Annotated in this window: 10 protein-coding genes; 5 read left to right on the plus strand and 5 right to left on the minus strand. The window is 34.3% G+C overall.

All coding sequences use genetic code 11. The features are described from left to right. Window position 1 precedes the first annotated feature (1 nt). Window positions 2–760: a hypothetical protein gene (locus OLM57_RS07715; RefSeq protein WP_264566645.1), complete on the plus strand. Its 759-nt coding sequence runs from the start codon at window positions 2–4 to the stop codon at window positions 758–760. Between the two features lie 47 nt (window positions 761–807). Here OLM57_RS07715 and OLM57_RS07720 read toward each other — a convergent pair whose 3' ends face one another. Beyond that, window positions 808–2,085, minus strand: a complete 1,278-nt coding sequence (locus OLM57_RS07720; RefSeq protein ID WP_264566646.1) for a replication-associated recombination protein A — start codon at window positions 2,083–2,085, stop codon at window positions 808–810. A 270-nt stretch (window positions 2,086–2,355) separates the two neighbouring features. Here OLM57_RS07720 and OLM57_RS07725 point away from each other — a divergent pair, with 270 nt between their 5' ends. Beyond that, window positions 2,356–3,162, plus strand: a complete 807-nt coding sequence (locus OLM57_RS07725; protein WP_264566647.1) for a rhomboid family intramembrane serine protease — start codon at window positions 2,356–2,358, stop codon at window positions 3,160–3,162. Between the two features lie 102 nt (window positions 3,163–3,264). Here OLM57_RS07725 and rlmB read toward each other — a convergent pair whose 3' ends face one another. The 4 genes from rlmB to OLM57_RS07745 form a co-directional block, all read right to left on the minus strand. Next, window positions 3,265–3,999, minus strand: coding sequence for a 23S rRNA (guanosine(2251)-2'-O)-methyltransferase RlmB (gene rlmB, locus OLM57_RS07730; RefSeq protein ID WP_264566648.1), 735 nt, complete (start codon window positions 3,997–3,999; stop codon window positions 3,265–3,267). A gap of 84 nt (window positions 4,000–4,083) precedes the next feature. Further along, window positions 4,084–5,688, minus strand: a complete 1,605-nt coding sequence (locus OLM57_RS07735) for a SusD/RagB family nutrient-binding outer membrane lipoprotein (RefSeq protein WP_264566649.1) — start codon at window positions 5,686–5,688, stop codon at window positions 4,084–4,086. A 17-nt stretch (window positions 5,689–5,705) separates the two neighbouring features. Continuing rightward, the gene (locus OLM57_RS07740) at window positions 5,706–8,876 is read right to left on the minus strand and encodes a SusC/RagA family TonB-linked outer membrane protein (RefSeq protein ID WP_264566650.1); all 3,171 of its coding nucleotides are present in this window, start codon (window positions 8,874–8,876) and stop codon (window positions 5,706–5,708) included. Window positions 8,877–8,960: 84 nt separating this feature from the next. Further along, window positions 8,961–10,667 (minus strand): BamA/TamA family outer membrane protein, encoded by a 1,707-nt coding sequence (locus OLM57_RS07745; RefSeq protein WP_264566651.1) that lies wholly within the window; start codon window positions 10,665–10,667, stop codon window positions 8,961–8,963. A gap of 268 nt (window positions 10,668–10,935) precedes the next feature. Here OLM57_RS07745 and rpsL point away from each other — a divergent pair, with 268 nt between their 5' ends. The 3 genes from rpsL to fusA all read left to right on the plus strand — a co-directional run bounded on the left by rpsL (window position 10,936) and on the right by fusA (window position 14,036). Continuing rightward, the gene (gene rpsL / locus OLM57_RS07750) at window positions 10,936–11,319 is read left to right on the plus strand and encodes a 30S ribosomal protein S12 (protein WP_007136570.1); all 384 of its coding nucleotides are present in this window, start codon (window positions 10,936–10,938) and stop codon (window positions 11,317–11,319) included. Between the two features lie 73 nt (window positions 11,320–11,392). Beyond that, entirely contained in the window at window positions 11,393–11,869 is a 477-nt protein-coding gene (gene rpsG, locus OLM57_RS07755) for a 30S ribosomal protein S7 (protein ID WP_143391055.1), read from the plus strand. A 10-nt stretch (window positions 11,870–11,879) separates the two neighbouring features. Continuing rightward, entirely contained in the window at window positions 11,880–14,036 is a 2,157-nt protein-coding gene (fusA, locus tag OLM57_RS07760) for an elongation factor G (RefSeq protein WP_264566652.1), read from the plus strand. Window positions 14,037–14,045: the final 9 nt, after the last annotated feature.

Consider the following 14,045-nt stretch of genomic DNA (forward strand, 5'->3'; position numbering starts at 1 on the left):
TATGAAGGCTAAATTACTATTTTTATTATTTGTTTCAAGCTATGGATTTTCTCAATCTATAAATGATTATGTAGCTGTAATTGTTCCTGTAAAATACGATTTTGTTAAAAGCGAAAATCAGTATCGTCTTAATACATTAACGAAATTCAATCTGCAAAAAGCGGGTTTTGAGGCTTTTTATACCAATGAGACCATACCAAAAGAATACAATGATAGATGTAGCCTATTGTATGCAGATGTATTGAAAGAAAATGGATTTTTGGTTTCTAAACTTTATATTACATTCAAAGATTGTAATGGGAAGGTTGTTTTTAAATCAGAAGTAGGGAAAAGCAAAGAAAAAGATTTTGAAACTGCATATACTGAGGCTTTGAATAATGCTTTTGTATCAGTTTACGCGTTGCATTATAAATACAATGGAGCAGCTGCAAATAGTAAAAAAGCAGGAATAACTGTTTCAGAGGCAGTTCCAGTTGCAGCAACTGCTATTGTGGCAACTGAGGTTATTCCAAATGCAACAGTTGGTTCAGATGTAAATGATGCATTTTTGTTATTTGCTCAACCTATCAAAAACGGTTATCAGTTAGTAGATAATACTCCTAAAGTTGTCATGAAAGTATACAGTACAACAAATCCTTCTATTTATTTGGCAACCAAAGACAATAAGCAAGGGGTGTTAATTTCTAAAGATAATCAATGGTTTTTTGAATATTATGAAAAAGAAACATTAATGTCGGAGAAAATTACAGTGAAATTTTAATTTGTATTAATATAATTTCAATAGCATACAATCTAAAGTTTATGCTATCAATACCCGTATTTATCTTTCCAACGATTTTTTAAGAATTCACGAGTTGTGTTTTCTCTGGAATTAGTACCTGGAATATAAATAGAGGTGTTGCTAAGGGCGTCTGGTAAAAATTCTTGTTCAGCAAAGTTATTGGCATAATCATGCGAATATTTATAATCTTCACCATATCCCAATTCCTTCATAAGTTTGGTAGGAGCATTGCGCAAATGAATCGGTACAGGTAGATCACCTGTTTGTTTTACTAATTGTTGAGCCGTTCCTATAGCCAAATAGGAGGCGTTGCTTTTAGGCGAAGTGGCAAGATAAATAGCACATTGACTCAAAATAATTCGGCTTTCGGGATAACCAATAGTCGATACTGCCTGGAATGCATTATTGGCCATAATAAAAGCAGTAGGATTGGCATTTCCAATATCTTCACAGGACAAAATCAACATTCTTCGTGCAATAAATTTCACATCCTCACCGCCTTCAATCATTCGTGCCAGCCAATAAACAGCACCGTTGGGATCACTGCCCCGAATCGATTTTATAAATGCCGAAACAATGTCATAATGTTGTTCGCCACTTTTGTCATACAAAACCGTATTTTGTTGCACCAATTCAAAAACTCGGTCATTGGTAATCAAGACTTCGTCTTCAGCGGAAGCGTTTACGACCAGTTCAAAAATATTTAATAGCTTTCGTCCATCGCCTCCGGAAAGTCGCAATAATGCCTCTGTTTCTCTTAATTCAATTCTTTTTGAAGCCAAATAAGCATCTGTTTTCATCGCTCTTTGCAACAAATGTTCTAAATCTGCCTTGGTAAACGCATTCAAAACATATACCTGACAACGAGATAACAAAGCAGGTATCACTTCAAAACTGGGGTTTTCGGTAGTAGCACCAATAAGCGTAATCCATCCTTTTTCGACCGCAGCCAATAAAGAATCTTGTTGTGATTTGCTAAAACGATGAATCTCATCAATAAACAAAATAGGGTTTTTTGTCGTAAATAAACCACCACTTTGTTTCGCTTTTTCAATTACATCCCGAATGTCCTTCACTCCCGAATTAATGGCACTCAATATATAAAAAGGACGTTTCGACTCTTGCGCAATAATTTGTGCCAAAGTTGTCTTGCCCGTTCCGGGTGGCCCCCAAAAAATTAACGACGGAATAATTCCTTTTGCTATTTGTTGTGTCAAAGAACCGTTAGGTCCAACCAAATGGGCCTGACTGATATAGTCTTCTAGATTTTGTGGGCGTATGCGTTCTGCGAGTGGTGCTTCCATCTGGTAAAATTACGCAATTTTGAGTTTTTATGACTATATTTTTCAGGAGCTATTTCCAGCTGTCCACTATATCTTTTTTAAGGCGAAAGAAAATCGCCTTAAAAAAAGGATGTCGTTTCCATCTGGGCTAGGGCATTCTTTTTCATAGAATAATTTATTTTATATGACAAAATAGCATTAAATTGCTTTTGGATACATTTTTGATTTGTTTTAAGGGTTAATAAAAAGCTAAAAATCTAATTAGTCTAACAATCTTAGATGCTAAAATAAATGGAAGAAAATCAATTTAAATTCACCAATGCTGTAATTGGAGTGCCGCTTTTTTTTGTTTTATTCCTGTGGTTTATTTACTGGTTGGAAATACGTTTTGGCTACGATTTTGATCAAAACGGAATTTTACCAAGAACTTTTTCGGGATTGCAAGGTGTTGTTTTCAGCCCATTCATCCATTCCAATATTGAACATCTTTATAATAATTCTATTCCGTTACTGGTGCTGTTGGCAGCCTTGTTCTTTTTCTACAACAAAGAAGCAATAGGAATACTGGTATACGGAATTTTACTTTCCGGAACTTTAACTTGGATTATCGGAAGAGAAAATTACCATATTGGAGCCAGTAGCTTAATTTATGTATTGGTTTCTTTTATATTTTTCAAAGGTTTGCAAACCCAATATTATCGTTTAGTAGCTTTATCATTAACAGTTATTGTACTTTATGGAGGAATGGTTTGGTATGTTTTTCCAAATCCCGAGACTTCAAGTAGCAATATTTCGTGGGAAGGCCATTTGTCGGGGTTAATAACGGGTTTGTCATTAACTTTTTTTTATAAGAAACTAGAATTCAAGAAAATAATTAAATACGATTGGGAGCGTCCGGATTACAATCCATTAGAAGATAAATTCATGCAGCGCTTTGATGAAAACGGCAATTTTGTCAATCCGCCAAAACCTGAAATTATTGTAGAAGATCCAGTGGAAATCAATCCCTTTTTTCTTTCGAACTCAAATGTGGTTTATGATTTTATCGAAAATCAGGACGCAATAAACGAAAAAAATGAATCAAAACCGGAGCCTTGATTCATTTTGTGTTTTTAATATGAAAATCATATTGCTTATCCTATTCTATCGCTCGGTTCAGGAATCTGTTTTGTAAAATCTAAATTCTGCAATCTAAAAGTATTAGCTTCTCTGTCTAACTGCTTCGTATAAAAAAGCTCCACAGGCTACAGAAACATTTAATGAACCTATAGATCCAAACATTGGAAGTTTTGCTTTCTCATCCACGATTTTAAGCACTGATGGATTCACACCTCTATCTTCAGAACCCATGATGATGGCCACTGGTTCATTCAGAGAAATATCATAAATATTATGTTCTGTTTTTTCGGTAGCAGCAACGGTTTTGATACCGCTAGCTTGCAAAAGAAAAATAGCATCTTTGATGTGTTCTACTTTACAAATCGGAATATTAAATATTGCACCTGCCGAAGTTTTTACCGTATCACCATTTACTGGTGCAGAACCTGCTTTTTGAACAATAATCCCATTAACACCAGTGCATTCAGCGGTTCTTATTATAGCACCAAAATTACGTGCATCTGAGATTTGATCCAATATTAAGAACAAAGGCTTTTTTCCGTTTTCAATTACGGTTTCAATCAGAGTTTCCAAATCATAAAACGAGATAGGAGATACGGTAGCTACAGCACCTTGATGATTATTGGGAGTCAATCGGTTTAGTTTTTCTACAGGAACATAAGAGAAATTGATATTTCCACGCTTCATCACTTTCATCAAGTCTTTCATCAGTTCGCTGCTCGCTTCCTTCTGAATATAGACTTTATCTACTGTTGCGCCCGCTTGTATGGCTTCAATTATCGCCCTAATCCCAAATATTTGATGTTCTTTTTCCATGGCGCAAAGTTAGGTAAAAGGTTTGTAAAAAAAAAACCACCCCGCAAGCGGGATGGTTTAAATGACTTATTCGAAATAGAATGTCTATTGTAAATAGAATGGACTAAATGCATTTATAGAATACAAATCATTGTTTACTACGTTTGGAACGTTAGCACTATTTGAAGAATACTCTGAATTTGGATACAATAATCTATTTGGTCTTACTGTTTTAGTAGCAATAATAGGAAGTGGAAGCCATGGGAATCCAGTTCTTACTTGATCAAGATATGGTTCAATACCAGTAATCGAGTTAAGTGCTAACCATTTTTGAGTCATGATAGCCTCAATTTTGTTTGTAGATCCTGCCCATCCTAGACCGTTTAAACCAGCTGTTGCTGCAATATATGTAGCTGGGTTAATAGTTGTTGGTGCAAAATTACCCCATCCAGTGTTGTACCAATCAAATGAGGCTGTGATACCAGCTTCGAATGCTGCTTGTGCATCACCAGTTAAATAACCTCTTTGAAAAGCTTCAGCTTGCAAAAATTGGCTTTCAGCATTAAGCATAAAATACCCATCTCTACTTGATCCATTTTGAAGTTGTGGTTGAATTGGACTTAATCCAGTAATATGACGACCTAAATTATTTATTACTTTTGGAGCAGTTCCACCTGCAGCTTGAGCTACATCACCTTGAATTTGTCCATGAACATAACCATCATTTAGGCTTGGATCAACAGTTCCTCCTTGATTTACTCTGAAGTTTCTGTTTCCTCTTGGGTCTTTAACAGTTGAAGTTACGTGAGCATTAGTAATTTGGCCATTAAGTACTTGTGCAATATAATCACCGGCTACGTTAGCTCTGTAACTGTTAGTTGTACTACTATTAGCTTGTAAACCAAATACATTGAAAAAAGGATTGTATTGCTCAGTTGTAGAATCATTATAACCAGGATTAATGGTCATATCACTGTCAATAAAACTGGCGCCAGATGATTGCAAAGCAGCAAAACGTGTTGTTCTTAGTGTTACAAAAGCAGGATCAGTTGTGTTTGACAATCTCAACAACATTTTAAGTTCTAATGTATTGGCAAATTTAGTCCATTCTGTCATATCACCTCCAAAAACAACATCTTCAGTACCAACATGCTCACCTAAGTCTGCATCGATTTCAGCTCTCGCTTCATCAATAAGTGACAATAAGTCTTTGTATATTTGCTTATCATCATCATATTTAGGAGTTGGGTTTTTTAGTTGTTGAAACGCTTCAGAGTAAGGAGCATCACCATATAAACTAATTACATACAACATACCATTGGCTTTCATCAATTTTGCTATCGCAAAATGGTTGTCATATTTATGATCTGCATTGTTGAAATTTAAAATATTTTGAAAATTGTCAATGTTTAAATATAAATTTTCAAATATTGCAGATTGCGTCGAGGTTGTATAGTTGTAAGTAAACTCGTCTAGATTACCTCCTGCAAAAGCATTTACATTAAATCCCCAAGCATAAGATAAACGATTTCCGTAAAGATTTAGGTTGACCGCTTGAGTTCTAAATATACCTGTCAATGCAGCAGCCAATTTTTGATTTGGTGGCACAGTGGCATCTTGTGGATTATTTGGGCTGGCATCCTCAGTCAAATAGCTATCGCAAGAAAACAGGGATACAGCGAGGATTATGGTTAAAAATATGTTTTTCATATCTATTTTATTTATTGTTAAAATGAAGCATTAATAGTAAAACCAAAGGTTTTAGTTGAAGGATATTGTCCTGTTTGAACATAACCAATTGCATTTGGAGAAGTATTGCTCACAGCAGTTACTCTAGTTGCACCATTTTGTGTGTTTGCATTATAAGAATTTGAAGCTTCTGGATCTGCAAAACCTTGGTTTGAAGAGGCCAAAAGTACAAAAGGATTTCTTGCATTAACACTGAAACGAAGTGAACTCATACCTATGTTGCTTATTAACTTTGATGGCATAGTGTAGGTAAGAGAGATTTCTCTAACCTTAAGAGCTGTTCCGTCAACAACCATAGTTTCACCGTTTGATGCAAAACTGTTGTAATATGCAATAACTCCTGATCCACCATATCCTGCTCCCGTCAAAACAGTTGTGTTTTCAGTGTAAACTGGGTTTGCTGCAGTACCGGTATTGATTACAGAATTTGGATATAAGAAACCTAAATCTCTATCAAATTCTGCAGATTCTTTTAAGTGACCTGGCCAAGTTAGATTGTATTTTGTCTCTGAGAAAAATTTATTTCCAGTTCTATAATCTAAAGTGAAGGTTAAAGCAAGATTTTTGTAAGCTATAGTATTGGTATAGTTTATGATATAATCTGGTGTTGCTTTTCCAAGATATTGGTTTGTGGAAGTTACAGTTGGTAAACCAGTAGTAGCGCTAATAATAACTCTACCTTGATCATCTCTTGTCCATTGTGGTCCCATTAACGCTGGGAATGGTTTTCCTACTACTGCAGAAAGACTACCAACCATATTATTGTCTGCACCTACATCATATAGTTCAATTGCATCAGCTCCAGTATTTAAGGATATTAATTTTGTGTCGTATTGAGTGTAACCCACTCTTCCTGTCCAGTTCCAATCATCCGATTGAAATGCTGTAAAGCCTAAATCCAATTCAAAACCTTTGTTTTCAACGTCTCCAACATTAGTTTTTAAATTTGTAATACCACTAGCAAAAGAAGTCGATGCAGTGCTTATTAAGTCTGAAGTAGTTGTTTTGTATGCGGCCGCATCAAATGTTAAGCGATCATTAAAAAAGGCAAAATTAACACCAGCTTCATAGGTTGTGTAAAATTCTGGTTTGATATTTGGATCCACTTGTGTAGTCAAATCAGTATATGAGTTTCCTGTGCTAGGAAATGGATATCCTGGCGCAACCGCTGCTAAGCTTTGGGTGTCGTAAGGGTTTATAGCGGCTGTACTACCTACTTGTGTAAAGTTAGCATACACTTTCAAAAAGTTCATTGTGTCACTAGATAGACCTTCAAAAGCTTTTGTTGGTACAAATGACAATCCTGCAGATGGATAGAAAAAATTACGGTTGTTTTTAGGAAGCGTAGAAGTTGATTCGTATCTTCCTGTTAGGTTTAGGAACAAATAACTTTTGTAATCTAAATCTACGTTTGCAAAATGGGCAATACTAGAAGCTTCAAAAGCATTGTTTCTTAAATTTCTTGGAATAGCAGGATTTATTACATTCACAATATTGTACCAGCCTGGAATTCCTAAGTTGACACCACCTTGTGACATAATGTTGGTGCTGTAAAATTGAAGATTTTGACCTAAATCAAATTTCAAACCAAGATCATCAGTTAATTTGTAATTAAAATGTAATAAGAGATTTCCTCCGTATTCTCTACGAGTGGAATTTGATTGATAGAATGAACTTATTTGTGATAAGTCTGCACCATTAGCTGCAATAATAGGTTGTGAGGCATCTGATAATTCAGTTGATGTGGAAGTTTGATTTGAATTAGTAAATTGAATACCACCATTATATTCTGCACTGATGTTGTCAGTAAAAGTATAAGCAAGTTTTAACGTGTTGTTAAAATAATCTTTAGTTCTATTTAGTCTGTTGTTGTCTCTTTTCCAAAATGGATTGTCATAATAAACTGTCCATCCTGATAAAGGTCCTGCATTTTTGAATTCATTCATAGGAATACTTGAAGCACCTTGAATTAAATTTGCAAGTGTTTCAGAAATATCTGATTGAGAAGAACTACTAACATTATAATTGAATGATCCGTCAATAGAGAATTTTCCAAATTTGTGACCACCTTTGAACAAAAAGTTATTTCTATTTAATCCATCACCTTCAACAATGAAGTTTCTGTTTTCGTTGTTGTATTGGAATAAACCATAACCATTCTCTCCACCTACTTCTAAGGTAACACCATTTTGAAGGATTAAACCATCTTGATAAAATGCTTTGATATTATCTTTTTTGTATGAATACGGAGTCATTATTTGAGATCCATCTTCTTGTGGTAAACCTACAGGTCTCATAGAACCATCTAAAGGTTCTCCCCATCCACCATTTTCATATTGGTCAAATGCTCCATTCCAACCTTGTCCGTATTTGTCTTGTTTTTCAGGAACGAAGGCAACTTTCTCAAAATCAACAGCTGAATTTAAAGTTACTTTAAATTTTTCTGATTTAGATCCTTTTTTTGTTGTAATTAATACTGCTCCATTGATACCTAGTGAGCCATAAAGAGCTGCAGCTTGAGCTCCCTTTAAGATTGTGCTTGATTCTACAATTGAAGGAGGTAAATTTGAAAGAACTTCATTTGTTGAAATTACTCCATCAATAACAATAAGAGCGGCTCCATCTGTATTGATTGATTTAAAACCTCTAATGATTATTTTAGATGATCCTTCAACACCATTACTAGTGTTGTTTACTTGAACCCCTGAAACTTTACCAACTAAACTTCTTGCGATGTTTGGGTTAGAAGCTTCGTTAAGCTCAGCACCTTTAACAACTTGACTTGTTGAGGTTTGGGCTTCTTTTTTCTTTTTAATACCCATCGCTCCAGTTACAACAACACTTTCTAGTTCTGTTGCGTCACTTGAAAGTTTTGCATTTACTGTTGTTGAACTTGCAGATTTCTCTGTTGTTTTCATTCCAACATAGCTAAATACTAACACCTGAGTTGGTGCTGCTTTAATGGTAAATTTACCATCAAAATCTGATTGAGTTCCAATTTTTGTTCCTTTCACTAATACACTCACACCCGGTAAAGGCAATCCTGCATTGTCGGAAACAATCCCTGAAACAGATCTCTCTTGCGCAAAAGTTAGTTGCGCCACAAGTACTACTAGGAGTACTAAGAATCCATTGAACTTTAGTTTCATTTTTAAATATTTTGAATTAGTTGGACAAAAATCATAATAATTTGTTAACTATCCTAATATATGAAACTCTTTTTTTTGTTAAAACTAAAATTTAACATTATAACTAATAGTTATGATTGTGTTATAAAATTCTATTTGCTGGTTTTCACTCTTCCCATTGGCTACTGCGAATTTCAATAAACCATTGCTTGTTTGTATGCCTAATCCTAAGCCAATGCCTAAGATTTTCTTTAGTTTATTTTTGTTAGTTATAGAGGTTGGATCCTTGTATAGACAGTAATCTAATATAGAATTTAAATAAAATTTTGAAGATAATAGATATCTATATTCGCTTATGATTGATGTCATAAAGTTAGCTTGTAAGCTATTTTCTGAAAAGCCCCTTACTGAATTAACGCCGCCAAATCGGAATAATTCATTTATTAGATAGTTGTTGCTTTTTAAATAATAATTTTCACTTTTTAGATTTATGCAATTTTTCTCATTAATATAAAAATTATTCATAATGTTAAAATTAGCAAAAAATTGTTTTGTGGGAGTAGTTGTGATTGTATCGAATGATGTTCTTTTGCCGAGTCCTAAATTGAGATACAGATAATTCTTCAATGGAAAGAGAGAGTTGTTGCTGTCGTTTTTTCTAAAATCAATTGTTGAAGTGATAAAACTATTTTCGTAATCACTCAGGTCTATTTTATTTATATTTTGAATATCGCTTGATTCGGTTGACTGGTATCCTAAATAAATTCGTTTGTTGTAATTTATTAAGTAACCAAGGTTGATGTTTGTTTTTGTGTTTTGATATATACTGTCTTGTTTGAAAATATTAATTAAAGCTTTTAAACCAATTGGACTGTCGAACAAATAGGGTAAATCCAGGCTTGCGTTAAATGTTTTTTGATCGTTGCCATCGTTTTTCCAATAGATGGATAATTGTTCTCCTTTTTTCAGTATATTTTCTAATGTAATATCCAGATAGCCATTAAATCTTATTTTTTTGTTTTCGGTATTATTGAAACCTAAATACCCATCAAAAGTATTTGACTTTTTTTTCTCTAAATATACAAATACTTTTGTCGTGTCTTTTGTAAATAAGATTTCCGGAAATTTAACTTGATTAATAAAATTGTATTTTTCAAAATCTGTATGAATTTCGTTTATGGTTTCTTGGTTGAATATTTTTGAATTGTATTTTTTGTTGATCTCCTTTAATGCTCCTTTTGGAAACAGATTTTTTTGCTTTTGATTGGAATATTGTATTACAATCTCGTTTAGGATTCTTTCACCTCCAGTTTTAACTTTTAGATCGGCTATAAGATGTTCTTTGTGTTTGCGAATATTGACTAATTTTATTTTTGCGAATGAGTATCCATTTTGTTCTAATTTTTGCAGAGTCTGTTTTAAAAACGATTCTATTTGGGGATATGGCAAAATAAGAGTGTCGTTTTTTATTGGGTATTTTGAGTTGATATAAGGCTTGTATTTTATACCTATATATATATCAATTTTTTTTGTTTGATTTCCTAGCGAATATTGGGCCTGATATGTTGTGTCGTTTATTGCTTTTATTTCTTCATTTTTATTTTCCAGATACCCTATTTCAGTCAGTTTTGTTGATAATTGATTGGTTTCATTTATGAGAATTTTTGTGTTTGGAAATATAGATTCGTATCCTATCGAGTCAATAAGTTTAGTTTCGGTACTGCTTTTGCCGATTATTTTTAAATGGAAGTTTTGGGCATTACCTAAAATACTTGTTAGTAGAAAAATAAAGATGATGATTTTGGTATTCAATTTAAATTGTTTTTGTTTAATTATATTGCAAATATCTAATGTTTGTTTTAATAAATATAGTTATTTGTTTTGTTTGCGAATTATATTCTGGTTGTGAATTTACAATAGAGTCTTTTTCGATGTCGAATTTTCTATTTGTTTGTCAAACAAATATTTACTTCGTGCAAAAATTAATGAAATATGGTTTGTAGAGTGAAAAATATTTTATACATTTGCAACCCCGTAAAAAGCGGGAATTTAATATAATAAGAAATTTTTAGTATTAATTATGCCAACAATTCAACAATTAGTAAGAACAGGAAGAACTCAGATAACTAAGAAGAGTAAATCGGTTGCTTTAGATTCTTGTCCTCAAAGAAGAGGGGTTTGTACGCGTGTTTACACTACAACACCAAAAAAACCAAACTCTGCAATGCGTAAAGTAGCGCGTGTACGTTTGACAAATGGTAATGAAGTAAATGCCTACATCCCTGGAGAAGGACACAATTTACAAGAGCACTCGATAGTATTAGTTAGGGGTGGAAGGGTAAAAGATTTGCCAGGAGTAAGATATCACATCGTTCGTGGTGCACTTGATACGTCAGGAGTAGCAGGAAGAACGCAAAGAAGATCTAAGTACGGAGCAAAACGCCCAAAAGAAGCAAAAAAGTAATTTAAAACGTTATTCTTGTAGAGACACGATTTATCGTGCCTAGACGAGTATGAAATTTTATTAAAAAAAAGACATGAGAAAAAGAGCGGCAAAGAAAAGACCACTTTTACCAGATCCAAGGTTTAACGACCAATTGGTAACACGTTTTGTAAACAACTTAATGTGGGATGGTAAGAAATCAACAGCTTTTAAAGTTTTTTATGATGCAATTGACATTATAGAGACTAAAAAGCAAGATGCAGAGAAACCTTCATTAGAAATCTGGAAAGATGCTTTAACAAACGTTATGCCTCACGTAGAAGTACGTAGTCGTAGAGTAGGTGGAGCTACATTTCAAATTCCAATGCAAATTAGACCAGACAGAAAAATTTCTATGGCTATGAAATGGTTGATTCTTTATTCAAGAAGAAGAAACGAAAAATCAATGGCTCAGAGATTGGCTTCAGAATGTTTAGCTGCGGCTAAAGAAGAAGGGGCTGCAGTTAAGAAAAGAATGGATACTCACAAAATGGCAGAAGCTAACAAGGCATTCTCTCACTTTAGATTTTAATTCTTAAGAAATGGCTAGAGATCTTAAATATACAAGAAATATAGGAATTGCTGCTCACATTGATGCTGGTAAAACAACAACAACTGAGCGTATATTATTCTATACTGGAAAATCACACAAAATTGGTGAAGTACACGATGGTGCTGCAACAATGGACTGGATGGCACAAGAGCAAGAAAGAGGTATTACAATTACTTCTGCTGCTACTACTTGTGAATGGAATTTTCCAACTACACAAGGTAAAATTTTACCTGAAACATTACCTTATCACTTTAATATTATCGATACCCCGGGACACGTTGACTTTACAGTTGAAGTAAACCGTTCTTTGCGTGTACTTGATGGTTTGGTTTTCTTATTTAGTGCGGTTGATGGTGTTGAGCCACAATCAGAAACTAACTGGAGATTAGCAGATCAATACAGAGTACCACGTATTGGATTTGTTAATAAAATGGATAGACAAGGATCTAACTTTTTGATGGTATGTCAACAAGTAAGAGATATGTTGAAATCAAATGCTGTTGCAATCACTTTGCCAATTGGTGAGGAAAATGATTTCAAAGGTGTTGTGGATTTGGTTAAAAATCAAGCTATAGTATGGCATGAAGAAGGTTTAGGAGCAACTTATGATATTGTGCCTATTCCAGAAGATATGCTTGAAGAAGTTAAAGAATACAGATCGATTCTTATTGAAGCAGTAGCTGATTATGATGAGACTTTGCTTGAAAAATTCATGGAAGATGAAAGCTCTATTACAGAGGAAGAAATCAACATTGCATTAAGAGCAGCTGTAATGGATATGGCTATCATTCCTATGATTGCTGGTTCTTCTTTCAAAAATAAAGGAGTTCAATTCATGTTAGATGCAGTATGTAAATATTTGCCATCTCCAATGGATAAAGAAGGTATTACGGGGATTCATCCTGATGATGCTGAATTATTAGAAGAAGATCAAACTAAAATATTGCGTAAGCCAGATGTTAAAGAGCCATTCGCTGCTTTAGCTTTTAAAATTGCTACTGACCCATTCGTAGGTCGTTTAGCTTTCTTCCGTGCTTACTCAGGACGTTTAGATGCTGGTTCTTATGTTTTGAACACTCGTTCAGGAAACAAAGAAAGAATTTCTCGTATCTACCAAATGCACGCAAACAAACAAAACCCAATCGAATATATCGAAGCAGGTGATATTGGAGCAGCAGTTGGTTTTAAAGATATTAAAACTGGAGATACATTGTGTGATGAAAAACACCCAATTATTCTTGAGTCAATGAAATTTCCTGCACCGGTAATTGGTATCGCAATTGAGCCTAAAACTAAAGCTGACGTAGATAAAATGGGTATGGCTTTGGCTAAATTAGCTGAAGAAGATCCAACATTTACTGTGAGAACAGATGAGGCTTCAGGTCAGACTATTATTTCTGGTATGGGTGAGCTTCACTTGGATATCTTGGTAGATAGAATGAGACGTGAATTCAAAGTTGAAGTGAACCAAGGTGAGCCTCAAGTTGAATACAAAGAAGCTTTTACAAAATCTGCTCAACACAGAGAAACGTACAAAAAACAATCTGGAGGTCGTGGTAAATTCGGTGATATCGTATTTAAGTTAGAGCCTGCTGATGAAGTTGACGGTAAAGCTGCTGTAGGTTTACAGTTTATTAATGCTGTAAAAGGTGGTAACGTTCCTAAAGAATATATTCCATCTGTAGAAAAAGGTTTCCGTGAAGCTATGAAAACTGGTCCTTTAGCGGGTTACCAAGTAGATAGTTTGAAAGTAACTTTATTAGACGGATCTTTCCATCCTGTGGATTCTGATGCACTTTCTTTTGAACTTGCGGCAAGAATGGGTTATAGAGAGGTTGCTAAAGCAGCTGGTGCTGTTATTTTAGAGCCAATCATGAAAATGGAAGTTATTACACCAGAAGAAAACATGGGAGATATCGTAGGTGATATTAACCGTCGTAGAGGTCAGGTGAATGACATGGGAGATAGAGCTGGTGCAAAAACCATTAAAGCAGATGTGCCATTATCAGAAATGTTTGGATATGTAACAACATTAAGAACATTGTCTTCAGGTAGAGCGACATCAACAATGGAATTTTCACACTACGCTGAAACACCTTCTAATATTTCAGAAGCAGTTATCAAAAAAGCAAAAGGAAACGCATAATCTTTAAGA

Source organism: Flavobacterium sp. N3904 (assembly GCF_025947305.1).
Taxonomy (GTDB): domain Bacteria; phylum Bacteroidota; class Bacteroidia; order Flavobacteriales; family Flavobacteriaceae; genus Flavobacterium.

Coding starts and splice junctions, on each gene's coding strand:
- OLM57_RS07715 (WP_264566645.1), top strand. CDS start 2: ATGAAGGCTAAATTACTATTTTTATTATTTGTTTCAAGCTATGGATTT.
- OLM57_RS07720 (WP_264566646.1), bottom strand. CDS start 2,085: ATGGAAGCACCACTCGCAGAACGCATACGCCCACAAAATCTAGAAGAC.
- OLM57_RS07725 (WP_264566647.1), top strand. CDS start 2,356: ATGGAAGAAAATCAATTTAAATTCACCAATGCTGTAATTGGAGTGCCG.
- rlmB (WP_264566648.1), bottom strand. CDS start 3,999: ATGGAAAAAGAACATCAAATATTTGGGATTAGGGCGATAATTGAAGCC.
- OLM57_RS07735 (WP_264566649.1), bottom strand. CDS start 5,688: ATGAAAAACATATTTTTAACCATAATCCTCGCTGTATCCCTGTTTTCT.
- OLM57_RS07740 (WP_264566650.1), bottom strand. CDS start 8,876: ATGAAACTAAAGTTCAATGGATTCTTAGTACTCCTAGTAGTACTTGTG.
- rpsL (WP_007136570.1), top strand. CDS start 10,936: ATGCCAACAATTCAACAATTAGTAAGAACAGGAAGAACTCAGATAACT.
- rpsG (WP_143391055.1), top strand. CDS start 11,393: ATGAGAAAAAGAGCGGCAAAGAAAAGACCACTTTTACCAGATCCAAGG.
- fusA (WP_264566652.1), top strand. CDS start 11,880: ATGGCTAGAGATCTTAAATATACAAGAAATATAGGAATTGCTGCTCAC.